At 60.9% G+C, this 25658-nt stretch carries 19 protein-coding genes; 5 read left to right on the plus strand and 14 right to left on the minus strand.

What is annotated here, in order from left to right:
• The first annotated feature begins 13 nt into the window (after window positions 1-13).
• A complete protein-coding gene (locus tag AABM52_RS13690; RefSeq protein WP_347912284.1) occupies window positions 14-4909 on the plus strand; it encodes an NAD-glutamate dehydrogenase in 4896 nt (1631 codons plus the stop codon).
• A 118-nt stretch (window positions 4910-5027) separates the two neighbouring features.
• Here the strand turns inward: AABM52_RS13690 and AABM52_RS13695 are convergent, their stop codons facing one another.
• From AABM52_RS13695 to AABM52_RS13715, 5 genes are all read right to left on the minus strand, one after another.
• Window positions 5028-5594 carry a hypothetical protein gene (locus AABM52_RS13695; protein WP_347912286.1) on the minus strand — a complete coding sequence of 189 codons (567 nt, stop codon included), beginning with the start codon at window positions 5592-5594 and terminating at the stop codon, window positions 5028-5030.
• Window positions 5595-5761: 167 nt separating this feature from the next.
• Entirely contained in the window at window positions 5762-6472 is a 711-nt protein-coding gene (locus AABM52_RS13700; RefSeq protein WP_347912288.1) for an ATPase, read from the minus strand.
• Window positions 6473-6700: 228 nt separating this feature from the next.
• Window positions 6701-7111, minus strand: a complete 411-nt coding sequence (locus AABM52_RS13705; RefSeq protein WP_347912289.1) for a cupin domain-containing protein — start codon at window positions 7109-7111, stop codon at window positions 6701-6703.
• A 160-nt stretch (window positions 7112-7271) separates the two neighbouring features.
• Window positions 7272-7565, minus strand: a complete 294-nt coding sequence (locus tag AABM52_RS13710) for an antibiotic biosynthesis monooxygenase family protein (protein WP_223461009.1) — start codon at window positions 7563-7565, stop codon at window positions 7272-7274.
• Between the two features lie 123 nt (window positions 7566-7688).
• Window positions 7689-9122, minus strand: coding sequence for a PLP-dependent aminotransferase family protein (locus AABM52_RS13715; RefSeq protein ID WP_347912290.1), 1434 nt, complete (start codon window positions 9120-9122; stop codon window positions 7689-7691).
• Between the two features lie 205 nt (window positions 9123-9327).
• Here AABM52_RS13715 and AABM52_RS13720 point away from each other — a divergent pair, with 205 nt between their 5' ends.
• The 4 genes from AABM52_RS13720 (at window position 9328) to AABM52_RS13735 (ending at window position 12047) form a co-directional block, all read left to right on the plus strand.
• The gene (locus tag AABM52_RS13720; protein WP_347912291.1) at window positions 9328-9768 is read left to right on the plus strand and encodes a carboxymuconolactone decarboxylase family protein; all 441 of its coding nucleotides are present in this window, start codon (window positions 9328-9330) and stop codon (window positions 9766-9768) included.
• Between the two features lie 73 nt (window positions 9769-9841).
• Entirely contained in the window at window positions 9842-10822 is a 981-nt protein-coding gene (locus tag AABM52_RS13725; RefSeq protein WP_347912293.1) for a LysR family transcriptional regulator, read from the plus strand.
• Between the two features lie 84 nt (window positions 10823-10906).
• The gene (locus tag AABM52_RS13730; protein WP_347912295.1) at window positions 10907-11428 is read left to right on the plus strand and encodes a GNAT family N-acetyltransferase; all 522 of its coding nucleotides are present in this window, start codon (window positions 10907-10909) and stop codon (window positions 11426-11428) included.
• 115 nt (window positions 11429-11543) lie between these two features.
• On the plus strand, window positions 11544-12047 hold the full coding sequence (locus AABM52_RS13735) for a hypothetical protein (protein WP_347912297.1): 504 nt from the start codon (window positions 11544-11546) through the stop codon (window positions 12045-12047).
• Between the two features lie 143 nt (window positions 12048-12190).
• Here the strand turns inward: AABM52_RS13735 and AABM52_RS13740 are convergent, their stop codons facing one another.
• From AABM52_RS13740 to AABM52_RS13780, 9 genes are all read right to left on the minus strand, one after another.
• Window positions 12191-14551: a tetratricopeptide repeat protein gene (locus AABM52_RS13740; RefSeq protein ID WP_347912298.1), complete on the minus strand. Its 2361-nt coding sequence runs from the start codon at window positions 14549-14551 to the stop codon at window positions 12191-12193.
• Between the two features lie 133 nt (window positions 14552-14684).
• A complete protein-coding gene (locus tag AABM52_RS13745) occupies window positions 14685-17198 on the minus strand; it encodes a fused MFS/spermidine synthase (protein ID WP_347912299.1) in 2514 nt (837 codons plus the stop codon).
• A gap of 267 nt (window positions 17199-17465) precedes the next feature.
• On the minus strand, window positions 17466-19055 hold the full coding sequence (locus AABM52_RS13750) for an arylsulfatase (protein ID WP_347912300.1): 1590 nt from the start codon (window positions 19053-19055) through the stop codon (window positions 17466-17468).
• 73 nt (window positions 19056-19128) lie between these two features.
• Entirely contained in the window at window positions 19129-20157 is a 1029-nt protein-coding gene (locus tag AABM52_RS13755) for an HAD family hydrolase (RefSeq protein ID WP_347912301.1), read from the minus strand.
• Complete coding sequence (locus AABM52_RS13760) at window positions 20154-21581, minus strand: hypothetical protein (protein WP_347912302.1); 1428 nt, start codon at window positions 21579-21581, stop codon at window positions 20154-20156. Before AABM52_RS13760 ends, AABM52_RS13755 begins: the two co-directional genes overlap by 4 nt.
• Window positions 21578-23158, minus strand: a complete 1581-nt coding sequence (locus AABM52_RS13765; RefSeq protein ID WP_347912304.1) for a VWA domain-containing protein — start codon at window positions 23156-23158, stop codon at window positions 21578-21580. Before AABM52_RS13765 ends, AABM52_RS13760 begins: the two co-directional genes overlap by 4 nt.
• A 1-nt stretch (window position 23159) precedes the next feature.
• Window positions 23160-24152, minus strand: a complete 993-nt coding sequence (locus AABM52_RS13770) for a VWA domain-containing protein (RefSeq protein WP_347912305.1) — start codon at window positions 24150-24152, stop codon at window positions 23160-23162.
• On the minus strand, window positions 24139-24723 hold the full coding sequence (locus AABM52_RS13775) for a DUF4381 domain-containing protein (protein ID WP_347912307.1): 585 nt from the start codon (window positions 24721-24723) through the stop codon (window positions 24139-24141). The genes AABM52_RS13770 and AABM52_RS13775 overlap by 14 nt, the downstream gene beginning before the upstream one ends.
• A complete protein-coding gene (locus AABM52_RS13780) occupies window positions 24720-25658 on the minus strand; it encodes a DUF58 domain-containing protein (RefSeq protein ID WP_347912623.1) in 939 nt (312 codons plus the stop codon). Before AABM52_RS13780 ends, AABM52_RS13775 begins: the two co-directional genes overlap by 4 nt.

The raw sequence follows: 25658 nt of genomic DNA on the forward strand, positions 1-25658 counted from the left end.
CGGAGTACCACAGATGGCGTTCTTCACCGCAGCCAGCAAAGCCGACTTCCAGCACCAACTGCAAGCGGCACTGGCGCAGCACATCAGTGAACAGGCACTGCCACAAGTGGCGCTGTTCGCTGAACAATTCTTCGGCATCATTTCCCTTGACGAGCTGACCCAGCGGCGGTTGTCCGACCTCGCTGGCTGCACCCTTTCTGCATGGCGCCTGCTTGAGCGCTTTGATCACGCGCAGCCGCAAGTGCGCGTCTACAACCCTGATTACGAACGTCACGGCTGGCAGTCGACCCATACCGCGGTCGAAGTGCTGCACCACGACCTGCCTTTCCTGGTGGACTCGGTGCGTACCGAGCTGAACCGCCGCGGCTACAGCATCCATACCCTGCAAACCACCGTGCTCAGCGTGCGTCGTGGCAGCAAGGGCGAGTTGCTGGAAGTCCTGCCTAAAGGCACCCAGGGCGACGACATTCTGCAAGAGTCGTTGATGTACCTGGAAATCGACCGCTGCGCCAACACCGCCGAGCTCAATGTGCTGAGCAAAGAACTGGAGCAGGTGCTCGGTGAAGTCCGCGTGGCCGTCGGCGATTTCGAGCCGATGAAGGCCAAGGTCCAGGAGATCCTGACCAAGCTGGACAACAGCCAGTTCGCCGTCGATGGCGACGAAAAGAGCGAAATCAAGAGCTTCCTGGAATGGCTGGTGGGCAACCACTTCACCTTCCTCGGTTATGAAGAGTTCGTGGTCAGCGATGAAGCCGATGGCGGCCATATCGTTTACGACAAGGACTCCTTCCTCGGCCTGACCAAGTTGCTGCGTGCCGGCCTGACCTACGATGACCTGCGCATCGAAGACTACGCCGTGAACTACCTGCGCGAACCGACCCTGCTGTCGTTCGCCAAGGCTGCGCACCCAAGCCGTGTACACCGTCCGGCTTACCCGGACTACGTATCGATCCGCGAAATCGACGCCAACGGCAAGGTCATCAAGGAATGCCGTTTCATGGGCCTGTACACCTCGTCGGTGTATGGCGAGAGCGTGCGGGTTATCCCGTACATCCGCCGCAAGGTCGAGGAAATCGAACACCGTTCCGGCTTCCAGGCCAAGGCTCACCTGGGCAAGGAACTGGCGCAGGTGCTCGAAGTGCTGCCGCGCGACGATCTGTTCCAGACCCCGGTGGACGAGCTGTTCAGCACCGTGATGTCGATCGTGCAGATCCAGGAACGCAACAAGATTCGCGTGTTCCTGCGCAAAGACCCGTACGGCCGTTTCTGCTACTGCCTGGCCTACGTGCCGCGTGACATCTATTCCACCGAAGTGCGCCAGAAGATCCAGCAAGTGCTGATGGATCGCCTGAAAGCGACCGATTGCGAGTTCTGGACTTTCTTCTCCGAGTCCGTGCTGGCCCGCGTGCAGCTGATCCTGCGCGTCGACCCGAAAAACCGCCTCGACATCGACCCGCTGCTGCTGGAAAAAGAAGTAGTGCAGGCCTGCCGCAGCTGGCAGGACGACTACGCCGCCCTGACCGTTGAAAGCTTCGGTGAAGCCCACGGCACCAACGTGCTGGCCGACTTCCCGAAAGGCTTCCCGGCCGGTTACCGCGAGCGTTTCGCAGCCCACTCGGCTGTGGTCGACATGCAGCACCTGCTGAGCCTCAACGAAAAAAATCCGCTGGTGATGAGCTTCTATCAGCCGCTTGGCCAGGTGTCCGGCCAGCGCATGCTGCACTGCAAGCTGTACCACGCCGATACCCCGCTGGCACTGTCCGATGTTCTGCCGATCCTGGAAAACCTCGGCCTGCGCGTGCTGGGTGAGTTCCCGTACCGCCTGCGCCACAACAGTGGCCGCGAGTTCTGGATTCACGACTTCGCGTTCACTGCTGCCGAAGGCCTGGAACTCGATATCCAGCAACTCAACGACACGCTGCAGGACGCCTTCGTCCACATCGTGCGTGGCGAAGCCGAGAACGACGCGTTCAACCGTCTGGTGCTGACTGCCGGCCTGCCATGGCGCGACGTTGCGCTGCTGCGCGCCTACGCCCGCTACATGAAGCAGATCCGTCTGGGCTTCGACCTGGGCTACATCGCCAGCACCCTGAACAACCACACCGACATCGCTCGCGAGTTGACCCGGTTGTTCAAGACCCGTTTCTACCTGGCGCGCAAGCTGACCGGCGACGATCTGGACGACAAGCAGCAACGCCTGGAACACGCGATCCTCAGCGCCCTGGACGACGTCCAGGTACTGAACGAAGACCGCATCCTGCGTCGCTACCTGGACCTGATCAAGGCCACCCTGCGTACCAACTTCTACCAGACCGATGCGAACGGCCATAACAAGTCGTACTTCAGCTTCAAGTTCAACCCGCACTTGATCCCTGAACTGCCGAAGCCTGTACCGAAGTTCGAAATCTTCGTTTACTCGCCGCGCGTCGAAGGCGTGCATCTGCGCTTCGGCAACGTGGCTCGTGGCGGCCTGCGCTGGTCTGACCGTGAAGAAGACTTCCGTACCGAAGTCCTGGGCCTGGTAAAAGCCCAGCAAGTGAAGAACTCGGTGATCGTGCCGGTGGGTGCGAAGGGCGGCTTCCTGCCGCGTCGCCTGCCATTGGGCGGCAGCCGTGACGAGATCGCGGCCGAGGGCATCGCCTGCTACCGCATCTTCATTTCGGGCCTGTTGGACATCACCGACAACCTGAAGGACGGCGCCCTGGTGCCGCCGGCCAACGTCGTGCGTCATGACCACGATGACCCGTACCTGGTAGTGGCGGCGGACAAGGGCACTGCGACCTTCTCCGACATCGCCAACGGCATCGCTATCGACTACGGCTTCTGGCTGGGTGACGCGTTTGCGTCCGGTGGTTCGGCCGGTTACGACCACAAGAAGATGGGCATCACCGCCAAGGGCGCGTGGGTCGGCGTACAGCGCCACTTCCGCGAGCGCGGCATCAATGTCCAGGAAGACAGCATCACCGTGGTCGGTGTCGGCGACATGGCCGGTGACGTGTTCGGTAACGGCTTGCTGATGTCCGACAAGCTGCAACTGGTCGCGGCCTTCAACCACCTGCACATCTTCATCGATCCGAACCCTGAGCCGGCGTCGAGCTTCGCCGAGCGCCAGCGCCTGTTCGACCTGCCGCGTTCGGCCTGGTCGGACTACGACACCAGCATCATGTCCGAAGGTGGCGGCATCTTCTCCCGTAGCGCGAAGAGCATTGCGATTTCCCCGCAAATGCAGGAACGCTTCGACATCAAGGCCGACAAGCTGACTCCGACCGAGCTGCTGAATGCCTTGCTCAAGGCACCGGTGGATCTGTTGTGGAACGGCGGTATCGGTACTTACGTCAAGGCCAGCACTGAAAGCCACGCCGATGTCGGCGACAAGGCCAACGATGCACTGCGCGTGAACGGCAACGAACTACGCTGCAAAGTCGTGGGCGAGGGCGGTAACCTGGGCATGACCCAACTGGGTCGCGTCGAGTTTGGCCTCAATGGCGGTGGTTCCAACACCGACTTCATCGACAACGCCGGTGGCGTGGACTGCTCCGACCACGAAGTGAACATCAAGATCCTGCTGAACGAAGTGGTTCAGGCCGGCGACATGACCGACAAGCAACGTAATGAGTTGCTGGCGAGCATGACCGACGAAGTCGGTGGTCTGGTGCTGGGCAACAACTACAAGCAGACTCAGGCCCTGTCGTTGGCAGCCCGTCGCGCCTTGCCGCGGATCGCCGAATACAAGCGCCTGATGAACGACCTGGAAGGCCGTGGCAAGCTGGATCGCGCCATCGAGTTCCTGCCGGCTGAAGAAGCCATCAACGAACGCGTCGCTGAAGGCCATGGCCTGACCCGTGCCGAGTTGTCGGTGCTGATCTCGTACAGCAAGATCGACCTCAAGGAGCAGTTGCTGGGCTCCCTGGTGCCGGACGACGACTACCTGACCCGCGACATGGAAACCGCTTTCCCGCCAACGCTGGTGAGCAAGTTCTCCGCGGCCATGCGTCGTCACCGTCTGAAGCGCGAAATCGTCAGCACCCAGATCGCCAACGATCTGGTCAACCACATGGGCATCACCTTCGTTCAACGACTCAAAGAGTCGACCGGCATGAGCCCGGCGAACGTGGCAGGCGCTTATGTGATCGTGCGTGACATTTTCCACCTCCCGCACTGGTTCCGTCAGATCGAGAACCTGGACTACCAGGTCTCCGCCGACGTGCAACTGGAGCTGATGGACGAGCTGATGCGTCTGGGTCGTCGTGCTACTCGCTGGTTCCTGCGTGCCCGTCGCAACGAGCAGAACGCTGCCCGTGACGTCGCGCACTTCGGTCCGCATCTGAAGGAGTTGGGCCTCAAGCTCGACGAACTGCTGATCGGCCCGATCCGCGAAACCTGGCAGGCGCGTTACCAGGCCTACGTCGAAGCCGGTGTGCCGGAGTTGCTGGCGCGCATGGTGGCTGGTACTTCGCACCTGTACACCCTGCTGCCGATCATCGAGGCCTCCGACGTGACCGGCCAGGACCCGGCGGACGTGGCCAAGGCGTACTTCGCCGTGGGCAGCGCGCTGGACATCACCTGGTACCTGGCACAGATCAGCGCATTGCCGGTTGAAAACAACTGGCAGGCCCTGGCCCGTGAAGCGTTCCGCGATGACGTCGACTGGCAGCAACGTGCGATCACCATCTCGGTCCTGCAACAGGGCGACGGCACCCAGGACGTGGAAGCACGGCTCTCCCTGTGGATGGCGCAGAACGAGAGCATGATCGAGCGCTGGCGTGCCATGCTGGTGGAAATCCGTGCCGCCAGCGGTACTGACTACGCCATGTATGCGGTGGCCAACCGTGAACTGCTGGACCTGGCATTGAGCGGTCAAGCGGTAGTGCCTGCCGCTGTCGCCGCCGAGCTGGAACCGGCTGCCTGATCAGGCGTTGAATGAAAAAGCCCCGCATTGAAAGATGCGGGGCTTTTTTTTGTTCAAGAGAAAGCGATTGGCTTGAGTGCAAGTCGCCATATCAAGGATAGGCTGTTGAGAGGCGAGGTCAGACTGCATGCCTTTTGAGGATATTTAACCTGAACTTCACAATGTCTCCCGAGCGATCATTAAAAGTCGAGTAACTGTCCGTGCTCGTATTTATTTGTTTTCTGATGACTCCCGCATGACGGGCTTTCAAGTAGACGGTAGGCGTGTCAGAGCTCAAGTCACCGAGGGTGATGATGTTGTAGTCAGCATCCAGCAAGTTAAATGAAGTGGTGTTCCCTCCAGCGGGTGGAAGGGCCGCCAGAACACCCTTGTCGTTTTTGCTGATGTACTGTTGATCATAGGGGTTGCCGACTATTTTCATATTGTAATAGTCGTCATAGCATATGAAATGCACGACCACGGTGTCCTTGGTTGGGATGGAACTTCCAACGGGAACCATTTCGTTAGTGAAAGGGTCACGAACAAGTTTAGGGGCCCGACGATAGTCGTTTTGAGCCGTGATGATGTTTTTCGGCAACGCTTCGCTATTGAGAAGGGCCGGTAACATAAGCTCCTGGAGAAAGGTAATGGGGCTGCCATCGCAAGTAAGGCGCGCGATAAATGAGCGTTCTTCGCTTGTATTCATAAATAGTCCTTTATTTAATGTAGTGTATTCCCTGCGTGGGCGCCCAGAATAACGCCGGCCAGATGAGTGGTGCTGTAGTTAATTGTTTCGTATTTTTTCGCGGCAATTGCTTTGATGTGATCAGCCCCGTCATTTCAAGAACAAGGCTGATCACCATAACTTTGCATTCAGAAGGTCTTGCGGTCTGTTGCGGTTTCAATTGTCGAAAGGTTGTTTGTCGGGTGGGTCATCATACTATTGAGCGACTGGTCAAACTTCTGCAACGCCCGTACCTGCACAGTTTGTTGCTCATTGATATCGGCAACGATCTCTTCACTGCGCTTGTAGTCGGCCCATACCGGACTGAGCGCTTTGGCGTCATGACCTTGTGCAGTCCCGATGTAGTTGAAGTCGCGATCATAGAAATCCGCGCTGACTCTGGACTCGACATCCGAACTGCGTGAAGTGATCAATTGGCTGCGGCTGTCGACGATGGCCACCACATCCGGTTTTGCGGCCTTGAGGCTTTGCATGTCCGGGTAAACCGTCACTGAACCAAACTGGCGTTGCAGCGAAGCCTTGACCCAGTCCACTGCCAGATCGGGTTTCGAGGTGGCGACATAGGCATCGTGAATCGGTTGTACCAGCAGGCTCTGGCCGAAACCGGTGCCGGCGTTGGCCTGGTAGTCCTGAAGATAGGCACGGTTGGCCTGGGTGTTGCGGCTGTACACGACGCCCAGCGACACCTGGCTGCCGTTGGGGATGCGGGTCGCGTTGCTGCGGCCCACCGGTTCGGTGAAGACTCCGTCCAGTGAAGAGACTGCGGTAGGTGCCGTGGGAATCGAGCAGCCAGCCAAGAGAGCGGCCATCGTCAACGTACTGACAAGCGCAAGTTTCATGGTGTTTCTCCAGTGAAACAACTTGGTCGAAAGTTGAAGTTGCCGGCGAAGTGCCGACGGTGACTCAAGACTAAACCCTGGATGATTGATTTAAATAGCCAATGTTCGCACTTGTCAGGTGAGCAATAGTTTTGTTTGGTTTAAAGGTCTTCGGTTAATTGCGTGAGGAAATAAAAAGGCCCGAATTCGCGATTCGAGCCTTTTTATTTATAGCTGTACGTTCAGCCATCAGTGTTCCAGTGGGATCAACACTTTTTCATCGGAGGCCAATACCATGAACACCAACAACTTGGCCGGCTGGGTCGCGCTGGCGTTTTTCGACACCATGTGCTCCGAACCCGCCGGCTCATACCAGAACTCTCCGGGCTTGTAGGTTTTCGCTGGCTGGCCCTTCACCTGGGAGGTGATTTCTCCGGAAAGGACATAGGCCATGGTGGTGCCGTCGTGTTTGTGGGCGATGGAAGACTGACCGGGTTGGTAATCGACTTCGATCATCAGCGCTTTCTTGCCGGGGACGTTCTTCAGCATTTCGTCCTGCAAGACGGTGACCTTTTCCGAAGGGTCATGGGCAAAGGCCGATGCGCAAGACATCAGGGCCAGGGCGGCAAGGGGGGCAGCACAGAAGCGCAACACGTTCATGGTTCTTTACCTGCGGTGGTTGGTTGTTGCAAACCACAGTAGTGCGCAAGCTGTAGAGGTTAAACAGCCAATGTTCTGGAAGGCGAGGGGACCAATTGCAGAAGGGCCAACGGAAAAAAAATGATGGTGAAGGAGCAAGCTCCCTCACCACAGGAAATGGTTAAACGATCGGAAAACTGTTGAAGTCCACGGCATTGGCCAACTGGCTGTCGATCAGGCTGATGAAGCCCTGGACTTGAGGGCAGTTGAAATGCGATCGCATGGCCGCTTCCGATTGCCAGTGGGCGCTGACGGTCCAGCGATTGGTGTCCTCGGGGCAGCGGTCGACCATATAGGATTCGCAGCCGGGAAGTTCACGCAGGGTTTCGACAATCTTCTGCAGTTGCTTACCCAGTTCATCCGAGCGGCCGGCGACGGCCTGCACCTGTACGGTATTGATCACTTCATGGGACATTGCTCACACTCCTGAATCAGGCCGGACGAATCCTGCTCATTGAGGGATAACGCCTATGCAGGATAGGCCCGGCCCCCGGGACCACCAATAGCCAATCGCCGGATAAACTCGCAGGCCAATCCGTCAGGCCACCTGTTGCAGGATGTCGCGCAAACGGTCCAGGGCGATGTCGATGTCGAGGGTTTCGATGGCGCCAAAACCGAAGAAAAGCCCGGCCTTGGGCGCTTGCTGATAGAAAAAGCTGTCGATGGCATAGAGCCCGACTTCGACTTTTTTTGCCAGTTCGATCACCAATGGAATATCCATCGGTACTTTGCACATCACCACCATGTGGAAGCCGGCGGTGGACGGCACCGCCTCCAGCCAGGGCGAGAGGTCGCCGGCCATGCGCATCAGGATCCGCTCGCGGCGCCCGGCATAGACCGTATGGCAGCGACGGATGTGCTTGAGCAGGCAGCCTTCGGCGATGAACTTGGCCAGCGCCCATTGCGGCAGGGTCGAGGTGTGCAGGTCGGTGAGCTGTTTGGCGCGCACCACGGCCTCAAGGATCGCTGGCGGCAGGATGGCATAACCGAGCCGCAGTTCCGGCAACAGGGTTTTGGAGAACGTCCCGACGTACGCGACGATCCCCCGTTCATCCAGGCTTTGCAGGGAGTCGGTGGGGCGGCCTTCATAGCGGAATTCGCTGTCGTAGTCGTCCTCGATGATGATCGCACCCAGCTCATGGGCCTTGGCCAGCAGTGCTTCCCGGCGCGCCTGGCTCATGGGCATGCCCAGGGGGAACTGGTGCGACGGGGTGACATAGATCAGGCGAGTGCCGCGAGGAATCCGGTCCACCACAATGCCTTCGGCGTCCACCGGTACACCGATCACCGTGGCGCCATGGGTGCCGAACAGCAGGCGCGCCGGCGGGTAGCCGGGGTCCTCCATGGCGACCAGGCTGCCCGGACTGATCAGCACCCGGGCAATCAGGTCCAGCGCCTGTTGCGCGCCGTTGCACACCACCACATCCTCATCCTGACAATTGACCCCGCGGGAGAACGCGATGTGCTGCGCAATGGCGTTACGCAGCGCCGGCAAGCCCTCGGGCAAGCTGTACAAGCCCTTGGAACTGGCAATCTGGCGCAGCGCATGGGAGGTGCAGCGCCGCCAGTCATCCTGGGGGAACTGGCCCTTGCTGGTGGCGCCACCAATGAAGTCGTAGCGCAGCGAGCCTTCCAGGGTCGGATGACGCAGAAACACCGGCAGTTTGCGCCAGGACTCGATCACCTCGAAGCCGCCAAGCTCGGTGTGGCTCTGTTTACGCTGCACCTTCGACGAGCGTGCGTTGACGTAGGTGCCTTTGCCGACCACCCCGGTGAGGAAGTTTTCGTAGGTCAGCTGGGCGTAAGTGTCGGAAATGGTCTTGCGCGAAATACCCAGTTGTTCGGCCAGCAAGCGGCTGGGCGGCAGTTGCGCCCCGGCGGCCAGGCGCCCGGACTCGATGGCGCTGCGCAGTTGGTTGTACAGCTGGCCGGCCAGGTCCTTGCGGCCGTTGATGACAACATGTAGTTCCATACCGGCGAGGCTCCGGGGCTGTTGAGGCGCGTGTGCGTCGCGCAAGATTACGCTTATCCGCCTGTGGTGCAGAAGTTGTGCAGTGGAAAAACCGTCAATTGGTCTGGCGACGGTGGTCACCGGGAAAATCGCCTGATTGGATCTGTCATGCCTGCGCGCCAGCGACTACCGTGAAGATCACCTCACGGTTGCACGAGATCGCTCCATGAACCCCCGTCTGGATTACTACAGCGCGTCCCCCAAGGCGATGAAAGCCATGATCGCCATGGAGGCCCTGACCAGCAGCCTGAGCATCGAGCAGGGCCTGCTGCACCTGATCAAGATTCGTGCTTCGCAGCTCAATGGCTGTGCCTTTTGCACCGACATGCACTCGGTGGATGCACGGCGCCTGGGCGAAAGCGACCGGCGCCTGTATTCCATAGTGGTCTGGCGCGACAGCAACTTTTTCAATCCCCGGGAAAGAGCCGCACTGGCCTGGACCGAGGCGGTCACCTTGCTCTCCGAAAGCCACGTGCCGGACGATGTCTATGCCCAGACCCTGGAGCAGTTCAGTGAATGCGAAACGGTCGACCTGACCATCGCCGTCACCACCATCAACAGCTGGAATCGCCTGGCCGTGAGCTTCCGGCAGACACCCAGCGCCTGAGTCATTGTCACAGCAGCTTCATGAAGGATCCGCAGGATGCACCTGTCAGTGTCAGATAGACAGGGAGTCCTCGATGTCATTCATGGAAACCGGCACCCACCAGGGCGCTGCCGAGTATCGTGTAACCATCGATAAAAACGCGTCATGGCGCCAGCTGGCGGCGGGTATCGACCCCGAACTGGCGCTGTGTTTCACCGTCAGCGCCCGTTGCGGTTGCTTCATGCAGGCCGCCCGCAGTCTCAACATCAAGGCCACTCGTCTGCGCAGGCAACTGGTGCTGCTGGAAACGCAGCTCCAGTGTTCGCTGTTCAACCATTCTGACAATGGTTTCAGCCTCAGCCGCGATGGCTTGCGTTTGCACGCCCAACTGATCGCCCTGGCCCATGAGCGCAACCTGCCGGTCATCGAGCAGCCGTTGATTCGCCTGGCCGTGGCGGATTCGATCCTGCATGACATTCTCGGGCGTGACCTGGTTGCACTGCTGCGGCGCAACGCCAGCGTGCGGCTGGACATCATGACCCTCGACAGCGAGCTGGCATTGCAGGCGGTCAGCGCCGACGTGGTGGTGTGGCTGGGGGAGACGGGATCGCCGTTGCCGGGGCCGAGCTTTGCCACCACCGAACCCCGACGTCTGGCGCAACTGGATTACCTGCCGCACATTGCCAAGCGCTATTCGCGGGTTGCTTCCAGGCCGGAATGCCTGGATGACCTGGCCGATTTTCTCCTGGTGCAATGGCGGCAGGACAGCCAGGTCGAAAGCTTCCGGCCATGGCATGCACTGGTGGATCAGCGCCTGGCGGGAGCGGTGCAGCTGCAATCCTGGGAGCTGATGCTGGAGATGATCCGTTGCAGTGCCTGCATCGGCCTGCTGCCGCACTACATGAGCCACTTTGACCGCGGGCTGATTGCCTTGCCGGGCCTGTTTGGCCAGCCGATGCAGCGTCAGGTGTGGATGGCGGTCAACGCCGACTCAGGGGACAACGCGCAGGTACGGATGGTCGTCGAGTTGATCGAACACACCTTCAGCGAGCGCCGGGAGTGGTTCGAAAGCTGAGCGAGATCAAAGTTTGGTTCTCGCCACAGCCGAAGGTGGCGTTATAGAGTGAACGGCCATGTCTGCTTCAAGGATGATTCACCCATGCCAGTCACCGAACCTGTCATCACCCTCGAACGCTTCAACGAATCCCATATCGAAGGCATTGCGGCGTTGTACAACGATCCGGCAATCGCCCGTCAAACCCTGCAAATGCCGTTTCAGCCCACCGAACTCTGGCGCAGTCGCCTGGCGCTGGATAACGAACGCCTGGTGAAAGTGGTGGCTTTGCATCAAGGGACGGTCATCGGCAACATTGGCCTGGAACAGTTCTCACGCATTCGTCGCACCCATGCCGGCAGTTTCGGCATGGGTGTTGCGGTGGCGTGGCAGGGCAAGGGCGTTGGGTCGAAGTTGCTCGCGACGGCGCTGGATATCGCCGACAACTGGATGAATCTGCAGCGCATCGAGCTGTCGGTGTACGCCGACAACGAAGCGGCCATTGCCCTGTACCGCAAGTTCGGCTTCGAAACCGAGGGCCTGTTCCGTGATTACGCCGTGCGCGACGGGGGGCTGGTCGACACCTTGAGCATGGCGCGCCTGCGCCGCCCGCCCAAGGCCGGTTGAGTCAGTCGCCCAGGGCAAACCCCAGACGTACCTCCTGGCTGTTAATCGCACGCCGGCTTCACGCATCTGCCATGCTCAATGTCCGTAGTACCGCTGCAACCAAAGGAACACTGCAATGGACGATGTACAGCAACTGGGTGAAATGCTGCGCCATTTCGCGGAAAGCGAAGCGCACAAGAAGCAACTGTTCGAGTCCCAGTCGGCGAATTGGGCTGCGTGTATTGCTGAGCTGTTCGATCAGATCGGGCAATGGCTGGAGCCGGTACAGGCGCCGCACTTGCTGGAGGTGAGTCGGGAAGCCTATGTCGCCTCGGGCCCCAGCATTCCTGTCGAGACATCGACATTCAAGACCGAGAAGCTGTCCATTGTGATTGCCGGCAGAGCGGTGGAGTTTGTCCCGGAAGTGATGGGGGCGGGCGGGCAGATTTCATTGGCGGTGATGGGCTTGACCGCTGCGCGTTTCGGCAGTGTCTCGCTGGTTTGTCAGCCACCTTCCAATAGCTGGCAATGGCGCAAGACCAACGGTTTGAAAGATCCGGATGTGTTCCCGTTCGATGCGAACTTTCTGGCGCAGCAATTGCAGGGGTTGATTCCCCGGGAACGCAGTTCAGCCTCATGACTCTGTGGGAGCTGGCTTGCCTGCGATGGCGTTGAGTCAGGCGACATTGATGTTGAATTGACCGGCCTCATCGCGAGCATGCTCGCGATGACGTCAGTAATACCGATACAAAACTCAGGTCGGACAGACCTTTGAGCCCCGCATCATTTCAACGCCGGATCCCCCATGTTCATTTTCTTCCAGCCCTGCAACAGCACCTGGGCCTTGGGCTCCTGGCCGTTGTCCAGGTAGTACTGGATCAACGACAAGCGGGCATTGCGGTTGGACGGTTGTTCTTTCAACAGCCGTTCCAGTTCTGCGCACGCCTGGTCAATCTTGCCGCTGTCATGCAGGGCCACCGCCAGCACATAGCCGAACTGTCCGCTCTGTGGCTCCAGTTGCGCGGCTTTGCGCAGGTACGGCATGGCTTGAGCGGCCTGGCCCGCACGAATCAGCGCAAGGCCCTGGGTGTGTTGCAGCAGGCCTGAGTCAGGGTGGTCCTTGAGGCTTTGCGCCAGCAGGGCATGGGCTTCCTGATTGCGACCGTTGGCCTCCAGCCATTGCACCAGGGTGACCAGCGCCGGGTAGAAGTCGGGATCGCGTTGCAGGGCGGTTCGCAGCAAAGCTTCGACTTCTGCGCTGCGGCCATCGGCCTGATAGAGCATGGCCAGGTTCAGGTTGGCCTCGGCACGCTCGGCCAGACTCTTCTGTACCGCTTCGTACTCGGCGATGGCGGCATTCCAGCTGTCCTGAACGCTGCCCAGACCATTGCGTGCCACGCTGAGCAAGTCCCGGGCGACGGCGATGCGCACGGCCCGCACCGGGTCGCTCAGCAACGGCGTCAGCAATGGCGCGCGCTCCGCTGGCGGCAGGAAGGCGCTGACCGCTCGCACCGCGCTCTCGCGAACCTGAGACGCCGGGTTACCCAGGTCCTTGGTGGCCAGTTTCAACGCCTGTTCGCTCGGGTACGCCGGCAGTTCGGCCAGCAGCGTCGCCCGTTGAATCGCCGGCAGGTTGCTGCGTTGCAATTGTTCGAACAATGCCTGGGCGGCGCCGGCCTGACCGTTGCGAATCAGCCACAGGCTTTCATCGTAGCGCGGGGCTTGTACGGCGCTGGCGTTGGCGGTGTTCCACAACTTGAACTGCTCGGTGACCTTGTCGCCGGCCTTGCCTTGGTGACAGGTCAGGCAGGCGTCAGGTGTCCCCAGCTTTTTCGCCCGCTCGGGGTTGGGGATGCTGAAGCTGTGGTCATGGCGGAAGTCGTTGCCCATGTAGAACTTGCCGGGCATGTGGCAATCCACGCACTGCGAACCCGGCTGGCCCATGGTGTGGCGAGTGTGTTCGATGGAGTCGTAGTTTTTCGCTTGCAGGCCCTTGCCGTCGACACCTTCCACAGTGGTTTTGCCGGCGGTGTTGTGACATTGCAGGCACACGCCATTGCCAGGCGCCTTTAGCTGCGTGCTGTGGGGGTTGTGGCAGTTGCTGCAACGTACGCCCTTGTCGAACATTTTGCTCTGGGCAAAGGAGCCGTGTTCGAACACTTCGTCCTTGATCTTGCCGTCCAGCGCGTACAGCTCGCGGGTCAGGACGCTCGGCAGGTAGTCGTCCATCAGGCGCTTACCGACCGTGTAACCATCGTCCAGTGGCGCACGACGCGAGTGGCAGCGGGCGCAGGTTTCGATTTCGACGGTGGCGTTCTTGTCCTTGAGATCGACGGCAAAGCCGGCATGGATCAGGTCGGTTTTCTTCGCGGTCCATTCCAGGTGACTGGACGCCGGGCCATGGCAGGCCTGGCAGCCGACACCGAGGCTGTTCCAGTGACTGTCGAAGGTGTTTTTCGCCGCATCGAAATTGCGCTTGTAACCGGTGGTGTGGCACTCGACGCACATGAAGTTGGCGTTCTGGCTCGGTTTGCTCCAGTGCAGCGGGTTCTTGAAGGTCACGCCCTGGCCCGGATAGAGGTGAAACCAGCGGTGCTTCTCGGTATCCCAGGCCACGGCGAGGGCCTGGAGCCGGCCTTCGCCAATCTCGATAAGGTATTGCTGCAAGGGAGCGATGCCAAAGGTGTAGGCCACCTTGAAATCGGCATTCCTGCCATCGATTCCCGGCGTGTTGACCCAGAATTCGTCGCCTTTGCGCGAGAACACCGTGGTCTCTTTCTCGGCCTTGAAGGTGACGTTGTTGAAGTCGCCGAGCAGGGTGTCCGCGTTGGCTTGCTGCATCGCCAGTTGGTGATGGGAGCCTTGCCAGTCCTTGACTTGCTCGCCGTGGCAGCCCTGGCATTGTTGCTCATCGACCATTTTCGCAGGCGCGACAGCGACCGGTTGCGGTTTGGCCGGTTGCACGACAGGGGCGCTGACGGGGACTGGCTTGAGCGGCGTCGGTGTACTGCCCAGCAAAAACCAGCCGATGCCCGCCACGGCCAGCAGCAGGATGCCGATGGTGACAGGGAACAGGTAACGGTTGATCAGGGTCGGTTGCGAATCAGGGTTTGGGGTTGCAGCTTTATTTTTATGTTTCGGCATTACGACTTCCATGGTCCAGGTGCGATTGCCTTGCGGCGCGCGTTGACGCTCGATGCAGCTTTGCCGGATGGCCGGCGTCTGTCAAATAACGGATGCTGTGAAGCTGATGGCCCCTTCGCGAGCAGGCGCCACATCACTCCCCGACAAACCACCGGTAATACGGATTCCCGGAATCCCCGCGCATCACCTCGCGCATATCCCTGGCCCAAGCGTCACGGTCACCGTCGTACGCATGCAGGCTCGCCCGATAGAACTGCATCAGGCGTTGTTGCTGGGTGTTCATGCGCTCGATGAACCCGGCGTCGGCGTTCAACACGGCTGGCGGCTGGTGCAAGTCGAGCAGGGCGGGCAACACGCGGATAATCTCTTTCGAGCGAACCCAGGGCGCGTATTCGATCCTCGGCTGATCGTCCGTCACCGGTTGCGCATCGCCAGCGAAGCGTTCAAGCCCCCCACGGTCAGTCACCCAGGTGGCGAGCAACGCCGCGGCCGAACCGACGCCGACATCCTGCAAGGTGCTGCGCACGCTGTCCTGCTGGAAGCGTGCGTTGATCTTCGCCGCATCCAGTTCAATCGGCTCAATCGAACCCACCAGCAGCATCTCGTGGAATTCGCTGGTCCACAGGGTCGCGTAAGGGAACACGTCGAGGAAGCTGCGCACCAGTGAGCGCGAGTCGTCGATGTTCTGCGTCGGCAGCGGCAGCCATTGGGCAACCAGGCCTTGTTTGTGCAAACGGCTGGCGGCCAGTTGGTAGAAGTCCCGGGAATACAGGTTGACCACGCCAGCAGCGGAGGGCGGCGGCGGTTCGAGGGTGATCAGGTCGTATCGCTGCGGATTGCGCAGCAGTTCCTGGCGACCGTCACGCAAGCGCACATCGACACCCGGATCGGCCGCGGCATTGAAATTGCCCTTGAACAAGGGGGCTGCCTTGACCACCGAAGGCAGCAGTTCGGCGACCACGCGATGTTCCAGGCCGGGGTAGCGGGTCAGGGCGCCCGCGGTGATGCCGGTACCGAAACCGATCACCAGTGCCGAGCGCGGCTCACCGTTGTGGATCAACAGGGGCAGCAGCGCCTGGATGCGCATGTAGCGCAGGGACGGCATGGCGTCGCCGGTATTGGACACGCCCTGAATGTACAAACGCTGGAATGCTCGTTCGCCCTTGCCCTGGGTGACCACGGCGACGGTGCCGCCACGGCCTTCTTCGTAGAATGTCAGCGTGCCGTTGCGCGCGCCCGGCAGCAGGCTGGCGAGCTTGTTGACCGGCGTGAACACGGCGAGTGCCAGGGACACCAGGCCGATGGCAACCACCGCCTGACGCCGGCCTTTCTTCACCCCATGGCCCTTGCGCACGGCGAGGTACGCGATACCGGCGGCGATCATCGCCAGCAGTCCCAGGGTCCGCACCAGACCCAGCATCGGGATCAGGACAAAGCCGCAGAGCATCACGCCGACAATCCCGCCAAGGGTATTGAACGCGACGACTTCGCCGACATTACGCCCCACCTGTTCACCGCCGACACTCAAGCGCAGGGCCAACGGGAACGCTGCCCCCAGCAACAGGGTCGGTACAAACACGATGCTCAAGGCGGCCACGGCAAAGCGTGTGCTCATGCCCGCCAGCTCACTGCCGCCCAATGACAATACCCAGCCTTCCGTCAGGGTTTGTGCAAGCACCAGCCAGCGTCCGAGCAACGCCACTTCCAGCAGGGCAATGGCACCGGCTGCGGCGATCAGCAAACCGAACATCCCCCAGGGATCGCGCAGGCGATCGACCCGACGGGCCAGCAGCATGCTGCCCAGGAACAACCCGGTGAGGTAAGTCGCCAGCACCACGGCAAAGGCGTAGGTGCGGGTACTCATGAATTGCACGATCGATTGCGACCACACCACTTCGTAGCCCAGGGCTACGCCGCCGGCAATGGAGTAAAGCCAAAGGGCCAGGCGGTCGGGGGCTTTGTCAGTGTGATGTTTCACCGGGGCATCGACGGGTGCCACGCGCTGGCGCTGGAACCACAAGGCCCCAGCTGCGGCCAGCAGGTTCAGCATGGCGGCGGCCAGCGCGCTGCCGCGCACACCGAGAGTGGCAATCAGCAAGAACGCGGCGAGCAGGGTGCCGGCGATGGCCCCGGCGGTGTTCGCCGCATACAGTTGCCCGCCGGCCTTGCCCAGGTGTTGCGGGTCGGTGGCCAGGGAACGAACCAGTACCGGCAGGGTGCCGCCCATCAACAGTGCGGGAATACCCACCAGCGCGAACGGCAGCACCCAGGCCAGCAAACCCACGTGTTCTTCCAGCCAGGCAAAGGGGCTGGCCGCCAGGCTCATGGCGAACGTCGCGCCAACACCGAGTATCGCCACCAGCACTTCCAGCCCGGCGTACAGCACAACCGGTTGCTGCATCCGGTCCGCCCAGCGCCCGAACAACAAACCACCCAAGGCCAGCCCCGCAAAGAACGCGCTGATCCCGGTGGTGATGGCATAGACCTCGACACCTACCACCAGCGACAGCTGCTTGATCCACAACACCTGATACACCAGTGCGGCGGCGCCGGAGACAAACAGCAACAGGGCGGGGATCAACAGCGCCGGGGAAGCGACTTGAGGGGCAGGTATGGCCGACGACTTGCTGGCGACACGTGAGGTCATTGCGGATTGCCTTGTTCCGGTACGTAAAAACAGTGACTGCTGGATCTGAGTCAGTCAGATAATTTCAAACCTTACAAACCTATTGTGGCGAGGGGGCTTGCCCCCGTTGGGTTGCGAAGCAGCCCCTTGCGTTGTTTCAGGCAAATCAAATCGTCTGGTTTGCGACTGCTTCGCAGCCGAACGGGGGCAAGCCCCCTCGCCACAGAGTCCAGTGTTCGCCATAAATAAGTCCGCTCGCCGATGAAGGCGAGCGGCGGTCCAGCGGTTTTACTGTGCAGCTTGTTGCGCTTTCATTTTTTCAGCGATTTTGGCATCTACCGCAGCACGGATCTGGTCAACGCTGAAGCTGGCCGGTTTCTGGCTAGGCGGGTACTCGATAAAGGTCTGCAGGAACACAGCCGCTTTACCGGTGGCTTGAGCCGCCAGATAAACGTTTTTGGTTGCCCAATCGTAATACTGGTCGGAAACCACGTCGGCGCGCTCATACGGGTCCATCCTCAGGTTGAGGATTTTTGGCACCCGCAGGCACACAAACGGCTCGCTCCATACCTTGAAACCACCGGGGGCGCGCTGTTCGCAGAACACCGCTTTCCAGTTGTCGAAGCGCATCGATACCAGCATGCCGTCGTCGTTGAAGTAGTAGAACTCCTTGCGCTCGCCTTTCGGTGCTTGGCCGGTCAGGTAAGGCAACTGGTTGTAACCGTCCAGGTGAACTTTGAAGTTGTTGCCACCGGAGGTTGGCGCCCAGCCTTTGAGCAGCTTGTTCTTCACATCGGCATCACCAGCCGCTGCCAGCAGGGTCGGGAACCAGTCAAGCCCCGAGAACATCTCGTTGGAGACCTCACCCGGCTTGATCTTGCCTGGCCAGCGGATCATCGCCGGTACGCGATAAGCACCTTCCCAGTTGGAGTTTTTCTCGTTACGGAACGGCGTGGTCGCCGCGTCCGGCCAGGAGAACTGGTTCGGGCCGTTGTCGGTGGTGTAGACGACGATGGTGTTGTCGGTGATTTTCAGGTCGTCGAGTGTTTTCAGCAGTTTGCCGACGTCACCGTCATGTTCGATCATGCCGTCTGCATAGTCATTGCCGGGCATGCCGCTCTGCCCCTTCATCGACTCGCGTACGTGAGTGAACAAGTGCATACGGGTGGTGTTCATCCAGACGAAGAACGGTTTGTCCGCCTTGACTTGCTTCTCGATGAACGCCTGTGCGGCGGCGGTGGTGTCGTCGTCGATGGTTTCCATGCGCTTGGTGTTCAGCGGTCCGGTGTCTTCGATCTTGCCATCGGCAAAGCTGTGAATCACACCGCGCGGCGAGTAGGCCTTGACGAACTCAGGGTCGTCCTTGGGCCAGTACGGACGCTCGGGTTCTTCTTCGGCATTGAGGTGATACAGGTTGCCGAAGAACTCGTCGAAGCCGTGGTTGGTCGGCAGGTATTCATCCTTGTCGCCCAGGTGGTTCTTGCCGAACTGGCCAGTCGCGTAGCCCTGGGACTTGAGCGCCTGGGCGATGGTGATGTCACGCTTTTGCAAACCGACCGGTGCGCCAGGCACGCCAACTTTCGAAAGCCCTGTACGCAGTGGCGTCTGCCCGGTGATGAAGGAAGACCGTCCTGCAGTACAGCTGTTCTCCGCATAGTAGTCGGTGAACATCATGCCTTCTTTGGCAATCCGGTCGATGTTCGGCGTCTTGTAGCCAACCACGCCCATGGAATAGGCGCTGATGTTGGTCTGGCCGATATCGTCGCCGAAGATCACGAGAATGTTGGGTTTTTCGGCGGCCCCGGCAGTTGCCGAAATCGCCATGACCGACGCTGCCACAAGGGCGAGTTTCGGTATCCATTTACGTATGCGAGTCATCTGACTGGCTCCTTATGCTCACTTGCGTCGCGTACTGCGACAAACGTTTTTTGCGGTCCTGCATTACGTCTTTTTATTGCACTTGCTCGGGTGTGGCGGCGTCGAACGGGTAGATCCGACGCCATTCGGACGCCATGTCGACGACGGTCCAGCCACGTTTGTTTGCTTCGTCCAGGGCCTTGTCCAGGCGACCGATCTGCGACTGCCGGTCGTAAGCCCATTCGCGTTTGGCGTCGGTGTGATGCACCAGGCCCATGAAGCGTTTGCCGGGACCGGCGGCGGTCCACTGGAGCATTTGCAGGTCGCTGTCGGAATTGCCGAAAGCGAGGATTGGCCGACGACCGATCACCGCGTCGATGCTGACCGGTTTGCCCGGGCCATCGTCGTTGTGGGCCAGCTTTGGCGTACGCATGATCGAGGCCTTGCCATCCTTGTAGTCAAACGTTGTGACGAATGTGGTGCCGATGACCTGCTCGGGTGGAATGCCGTAGACCTTCTCGGCGAAGGCGCGCATGAACCCGGTGTCGCCACCGGAAACGATGTAAGTCTTGAAGTCCTTGCCGCGCAGGTAGTCGAGCATTTCCAGCATCGGCTGGAAGATCATCTCGGTGTACGGCTTGCCGGTTTTCGGATGGCGGGCCTGGCTCAGCCAGGTCTTGGCGTAGTCATCGAAGGCTTCGGTGGTCATCCCTGTGTGGGTGGCACCGAAAATTTTCATCATGCCCTCAAGGCCACTGGCAGCCAGGGCTTTGTGATCGTTTTCCAGCACCGCCTGGAACGGCTGGGTGGTTTTCCACTCCGGGTGCTGCGGCGCGGTGCGTTTGACTTCTTCCAGGGCGAACAGCAACTCGAAGTACATCGGCTGCTCGCTCCACAAGGTGCCGTCATTGTCGAAGACGGCAATGCGGTCTTCGGGCTTGACGAAGTCCTTGCTGCCTTGATCGGTGACCGTCTGCACGAATTCGATGATCTGCTTTTTCGACGGCCCATCGTTCCAGGAGGGCAGCGGCTCGGCGGCCTGCACCAGCAGCGGCAGGCTCAAGGCCAGGGTCAGCAGGAAACTGAATGCGCGACGATGGCGTAGCGATATCGAGTTCGTCATGGGAGGTCCTTCTCGTGAACGGGGTTGAGCGGATGCAGTGCACAAGAGACTGATTCTCTGTTGCGCCCGGCCTGACTATGCAGCGTAGACAAGGATTCCCCGATTTGGCGCAGGGCCTGCTCTTTGTCCGGTTCGCGGCCATAGCAGGCCCGCAGGAAGGTTTGCAGGCGCGGGCCGAGACCGGTCAGTTTCAGGCCGTGGCGGCTGCGTCGGGTCCACAGGTACAGGGCGCTGAGTTGCGCCGGTTTGCCTTCGATTTGTGCCGGGATCTGCCGCCACGCGTAGTCGGCGGATTCGAGCCAGGCGGCGTGGCGGGCGCGGCGTCGGGCTTGCCACTTGAGGTACGTGCGGCGTACGAGCGGGCGACTGAACCAGCCGAGTGCCATCACCGCCAACACCAGTGCCAATAGTCCGAGCCAGTGCCCGGAAAGGTGCAGGCGATTCTGCTGGCCGAGTGTTTTCAGGTCTTCGGTGATTGAAAACACCGGCTTGTAGGCGCTGTTGGCCGCCGCGTCGAAGGTCACGGCAGGCACCGTGGCCGTGCGGGTTTGCTGGCTGCTGGCATCCCACCATTTCAGTTCGACGGAGGGCAGGCTGTAGTGACCTTCGGTGTCGATTCGATACGTCACGCTGTCGATGCGCTGGCCGCCATTGAAGTTGCCCCGACCGTCATCCAGATTGCGGATTTGCGGTGCTTTCGGGTAGCGGCTCAGGCCCTTGATGTCGTCCAGCGTCGGTGTCGGCAGTGACATGGCCAGGGCACCGTCGGCCTGCAAGGTCAGTTCCCGGGTGATGCTGTCGCCGACCTTCAGCGGCGTGGCCGAATGGATGGTCTTCTGGGTAAACCGCAGGCCTTGGGCCACCAGCACTGCCTCACCAGGCTGGAACCCCGGAGGTTGCGCGGCGTTGAAATGCAAAGGCAGGCTCTGGGCGGTGAGTTCGTGGCTGGCCTGACCCGGTGTGGCTTGTACCGTCAGTGCCGGAATGTCGAAGCTCTGGGCCAGGTTCGGGGTGATCAGGTAGCTGTAGCGCATGCCGCTGAAGGATTGGCCGTCGAAAGTCTGGTTGATGTGTTGGGCATGGCCGTCCGGTGGCATCACCAATGCGCCGGGCAGTTTCAGGTCGGGCAGGGTGGGGGCGCTGGTGAACCAGGTGTCGGTGAAGACATCGAGTTGCAACTCGACCAGGCTGCCGACCATAACCTGGGTGGTGGGTTGCAGGGAGGCCTGGACTTTCAGTTGAGGGTCGGCGGCGAATGTGTTGAGGCTGATCAGGCCGATGAGCAGGGCGCCGAGTGTTGTGGTGATTGATCTGGCCCTTTCGCGAGCAGGCTCGCTCCCACAGGGGATTTGTGGTGCGCCTGGATCAAATGTAGGAGCGAGCCTGCTCGCGATGGCCGCGACTCGGACTTTCAGGCTGATCATGGCTTGCCCCCCGCCTGATCCTGCAAGCTGAATTTCTGCTTGAGGAATTTCGCCGGCGATGTGGTGAGGTTCTGCAACCATTGCTCATCCGAAGCCGCTTGCTGGGTCTCGACCTTTTTGCTTTGGCCTTTACCCGGCGCCTTGTCCATCTTGATTTCGTCGGGTTTGACCTCCGGCGCGTTTTTCTCGGCGCTTTCGGTGTCTTTCTGCAAGGCAATGGCCAGGGCCAGGTTGGCGGTGGCCTCCGGGAACTGTGGTTGCAACCTCAGCGCCTGGTTGTACGCAGCGATGGCCTGATCGAACTTGAAGCGGCGCACGTAGATGTTGCCCAGGTAGAAGTACGCCTGCGGTGTGTCGAGCCGCGCGAAGCTGGCCAGTGCCAGGTCGAAGTCGGCCGCGTTGTAGGCGGCGACGCCTTTCCAGTACGGATCGACAAACAGCGCCGCCGCCTGAGGGTAGTGCTCATGTTCGAAGGCCCAGCGACCTTGCTGGTCGCGGGTGAAAAACGCATCGGTCAGCGCGTTGGCCTGTGCCGGCGCCGGTTGCAGGCCCAGGCCCACCGCCAGCAGCAGTGCGCCCATCCAGTTCAGGCTCCAGCCCCTGCGCACGCTGAAGAAGGCGATCAGCAACAGCGGCCAGCACAGCCAGTAACCGGCGTCTTTCCAGTGCAGTTCGCGCTGTTCGTCACTGGCTGCCTGGAAGTGCTGCTCGGCGTGCAGTTCGATCCAGTCCAGATCGTCATCGTTGAGGGTCAGGCTGCCCAGCGGCGCATCCAATGTTGAGGCAAGCTGCTTGAGGGCGCCCTGATCGAAGCTGCCCATTTGTGGACGACCGTTGCTGTCGGTGCGTGGCTGGCCGCTGGCATCGCGGATGATCCCGCCGTCGCTGCTACCGTCCGCCAATATCAGCACTTGCAGCGCACTGTCTGCCAGTTGCTTGTCCAGCCCGGCCAGTGCCGAGGTGTCGGCGCCATCGGTTATCAGCAGCAGGGTGCCGGGTGTTTTCTCGGCGGCGAGCAGGCGCTTGGCCTGATCGATGACCGCGCTGACATTTTTCCCCGGTTTGTTGATCAGGTCGGTGCTCAGGGCCTGAATGAATGTATCGAGCAGCGCCGGATCGTCGGTGGCGGGCAACACCAGGTGCGCGCTGCCAGCGTAGGCAATTAGCGCGTTGCGCGAACCGGCGCGGCGCTGGATCAAGTCGTGGAGCTTGTGCTTGACCGCTTCCAGGCGACTGGGGGGAACATCGCTGGCGTCCATGGAGGGCGACAGGTCGACGGCGATGATCAGCGGCGCACGGTTTTCCAGAAAGTCCGGCCGATCCTGCTCCCAGGTCGGCCCGGCGGCGGCGATGGCGCCCAGTACCAGCAGCGCACACACCAGATGCACCGGGCGCAGGCGTTGCCGGTCCTGCGGGGTGATCAGCAGATGCGGCAGCAGGTGCGCGGCGATGTTGCTGCGCAAGCGCCGTTGCAGGTCCTGGTTGCGCCGCCACAGCAACGGTAGCAATGCGCCGAACAGCGCGAGCAACAACCACAGAGGGCGCAAGAAATGGAAGTCGCTGAGGTTGATGTCCATGTCAGGCCGTCTGCCGTTGACGGGCGAGCGTCAGCCGTGGAAGCAGCAGGGCGCCCAGGTGATAAAGCGCCAGCAAGGCGATGGCCGCGCCCAGTGGCCACCAGAATAGATCGCGTTTGGGCTGGTGGCTGAGGGTTTTCACCTGATGCGGAGTCAGTTTGTCGAGAGTGCTGTAGACCTGATCCAGTGCGTTGCGGTCTTCGGCGCGGAAGAAACGTCCGCCCGTGGCTTGGGCAATCTCCTGCAAGCCTTGCAGGTTGACCTTGGCTTCGCCCTCGGCATTCGGATCGCCAATGCCGATGGTATGAATCACCACGCCTTTGGCCGCGGCCATGGCGGCCGCGTGATCCGGGGTGATGGCGCTGCTGGTGTCATTGCCGTCGGTGAGCAGGATCAGCACTTTTTCCTGCTCGTGGGCCTGGTCCAGCAGTTTCAGGCTCAGGCCGATGGCGTCGCCGATGGCGGTGTTGGGGCCGGCCATGCCGATGCCGGTGTCGTCCAGCAGCAGCGACAGGCTGGCGTGGTCGAGGGTCAACGGCGCCTGCGGATAGGCGCCAGTGCCGAACACGATCAGGCCGATTCGATCGTCTTTACGTTTGTCGATGAACCCGTGCACCACTTCCTTGACCGCGGCCAGGCGATTGATCTTCTGGCCGTTGGCGTCGGTGAAATCGGTGGTTTCCATCGACTGGGAAATGTCGATGGCCAGCATCAGGTCACGCACCGGCTGTTGGCGTTCGATGGGTTTTTCCACCAACACCGGCCGACTCGCCGCCACCAGCAGCAGCGTCCAGACCAGCAGGTTCATGAGCAATTGCCAGCGGTTGCTGCGGGTGCCGGCCTGGCTCGGTGCCTGGCCGACGGCACGGCTCATCGCCGCGAAAAACGGGACTCGCACGGCGCTGCGCGCCTCACGGTAATCGGGCAGATAGCGATAGCCGAACCACGGCAGCGGCAGCAGGATCAGCAGCCAGGGGTAATCAAGCTGCCACATGATGACGCTCCACCCAGGTTTTGCAGGTGCTGAACAGTTGTTGGCGCTGTTCAACCGGCATGGCCCGCAATGCGGCGTCGGGGGCATAGGCCAGCAGCGAGAGTTGTTGGCTGAAGTCGGCGGGTAGCGGCTGTTTACTGTGCCGCTGCAAAAACGCCTGCCAGTCCTCTTTACCCAACGCCGCTGGATTCCCCTGTGGGAGCGAGTTTGCTCGCGATGAGGGCGTTACATTCAAAGTTGATGTCGACTGACCGGACGCCATCGCGAGCAAGCTCGCTCCCACAGGTTTCGCGTTCGGCATAGAGATCGCGACCCGCTTGAGCAACTCCGGAAGCTCGCGCAACGCGCTCAGGTCATTGCTGCGCTGCTGCAATTCCTCCAGGCGCACCAACGCCTCGCGCCGATAGCGGTCGCGCCGCCATTGCCAGTAGCGCCGCGCGCTGGTCACCACCAGCGTAACGATCAGCAGTGCCAGCAGCGCCCACCAACCCCAGGTTTGCGGTGCATAACTGACCGGCGCCGGCAGTGCCATGTCCTTGAGTTGGTCGATGCTCGGGATAGCGGGGTTCATCGGCGCCCTCCGGGAAACTTGCCCAGTTCGGCGCGCAGTTGTTCGTGGGCTTCTGTAGCGGTGCTGAACATCATCAACGGCACCTGGCTGCGGCGCAGCAAGGTAGCGACGTCCTTGAGCCGCCCGCTAAGGAAATCCCCGAGCGGCTGGTGCACCTGTTGCCGATCCACCGCCAGCTCCACCTGCAACTGCCCCTGGGTGACCAGCACGCGGCCGTTTTTCGGCAGGTTCTGCGCCAGTGGGTCGTAGACCTGCATGACAATCACATCGTTGTGCGCCGCCAGTTGTCGCATCAGTTGCAAGGTGCGTTCGCCGGCCCCGGCGAAGTCGCTGACGATGCAGATCAGGTGATCGTGACCGGCCACGGCCAGGCAATGTTGCAGGACCTTGTCGAGCTGGTCTTCGCCTTCGGCGTCCGGGTTGGCCGCGCTGAGTTCCTGGTTCTGCTGGGCGATGCGGCTGCACAGCGCTTCGATCCGTTTGCGGCTGCGCAGCGGGGCGATGCTGTCGATGCGTTGATCGTTGAAGACCAGTCCACCGACGCGGTCGCCGGCGTTGAACACCATCCACGCCGCCAGGGCACCAAGCTCGGCGGCGACGGCGGATTTGAAGCTGCGTTGCGAGCCAAAGAACATCGACATGCGCTGGTCTACGAGGATCAGGGCCGGGCGGTCGCGCTCTTCGGTGAATGTCCGTACCACCGGTTTGCCGGTGCGCAGGGACGCTCGCCAGTCCAGGTGACGCAAATCGTCCCCTGGCTGATAGCGCCGCAGTTCATCGAAGTTCAGGCCCCGGCCACGCAAACGCGAAGCGTGGTTGCCGGCCAGGATGCTGCCTTGGGGCTGACGCGCCAGAAAACTCAGGTCTCGGGCCTTGAACTCCAGGGCCATCAGTTGCGCCAGAGAGACATACACCAGGCCGTCGACGCTGTTCAT

Source organism: Pseudomonas grandcourensis (assembly GCF_039909015.1).
In the GTDB taxonomy this organism is placed as follows: domain Bacteria; phylum Pseudomonadota; class Gammaproteobacteria; order Pseudomonadales; family Pseudomonadaceae; genus Aquipseudomonas; species Aquipseudomonas grandcourensis.

Excerpts from the sequence above, each read along its gene's own strand:
- AABM52_RS13780 (WP_347912623.1), bottom strand. The coding sequence starts at position 25,658 with ATGAACAGCGTCGACGGCCTGGTGTATGTCTCTCTGGCGCAACTGATG.
- AABM52_RS13730 (WP_347912295.1), top strand. The coding sequence starts at position 10,907 with ATGCCAGTCACCGAACCTGTCATCACCCTCGAACGCTTCAACGAATCC.
- AABM52_RS13720 (WP_347912291.1), top strand. The coding sequence starts at position 9,328 with ATGAACCCCCGTCTGGATTACTACAGCGCGTCCCCCAAGGCGATGAAA.
- AABM52_RS13710 (WP_223461009.1), bottom strand. The coding sequence starts at position 7,565 with ATGTCCCATGAAGTGATCAATACCGTACAGGTGCAGGCCGTCGCCGGC.
- AABM52_RS13715 (WP_347912290.1), bottom strand. The coding sequence starts at position 9,122 with ATGGAACTACATGTTGTCATCAACGGCCGCAAGGACCTGGCCGGCCAG.
- AABM52_RS13750 (WP_347912300.1), bottom strand. The coding sequence starts at position 19,055 with ATGACTCGCATACGTAAATGGATACCGAAACTCGCCCTTGTGGCAGCG.
- AABM52_RS13760 (WP_347912302.1), bottom strand. The coding sequence starts at position 21,581 with ATGATCAGCCTGAAAGTCCGAGTCGCGGCCATCGCGAGCAGGCTCGCT.
- AABM52_RS13735 (WP_347912297.1), top strand. The coding sequence starts at position 11,544 with ATGGACGATGTACAGCAACTGGGTGAAATGCTGCGCCATTTCGCGGAA.
- AABM52_RS13755 (WP_347912301.1), bottom strand. The coding sequence starts at position 20,157 with ATGACGAACTCGATATCGCTACGCCATCGTCGCGCATTCAGTTTCCTG.
- AABM52_RS13740 (WP_347912298.1), bottom strand. The coding sequence starts at position 14,551 with ATGCCGAAACATAAAAATAAAGCTGCAACCCCAAACCCTGATTCGCAA.
- AABM52_RS13770 (WP_347912305.1), bottom strand. The coding sequence starts at position 24,152 with ATGTGGCAGCTTGATTACCCCTGGCTGCTGATCCTGCTGCCGCTGCCG.
- AABM52_RS13700 (WP_347912288.1), bottom strand. The coding sequence starts at position 6,472 with ATGAAACTTGCGCTTGTCAGTACGTTGACGATGGCCGCTCTCTTGGCT.
- AABM52_RS13775 (WP_347912307.1), bottom strand. The coding sequence starts at position 24,723 with ATGAACCCCGCTATCCCGAGCATCGACCAACTCAAGGACATGGCACTG.
- AABM52_RS13695 (WP_347912286.1), bottom strand. The coding sequence starts at position 5,594 with ATGAATACAAGCGAAGAACGCTCATTTATCGCGCGCCTTACTTGCGAT.
- AABM52_RS13705 (WP_347912289.1), bottom strand. The coding sequence starts at position 7,111 with ATGAACGTGTTGCGCTTCTGTGCTGCCCCCCTTGCCGCCCTGGCCCTG.
- AABM52_RS13725 (WP_347912293.1), top strand. The coding sequence starts at position 9,842 with ATGTCATTCATGGAAACCGGCACCCACCAGGGCGCTGCCGAGTATCGT.
- AABM52_RS13765 (WP_347912304.1), bottom strand. The coding sequence starts at position 23,158 with ATGGACATCAACCTCAGCGACTTCCATTTCTTGCGCCCTCTGTGGTTG.
- AABM52_RS13745 (WP_347912299.1), bottom strand. The coding sequence starts at position 17,198 with ATGACCTCACGTGTCGCCAGCAAGTCGTCGGCCATACCTGCCCCTCAA.
- AABM52_RS13690 (WP_347912284.1), top strand. The coding sequence starts at position 14 with ATGGCGTTCTTCACCGCAGCCAGCAAAGCCGACTTCCAGCACCAACTG.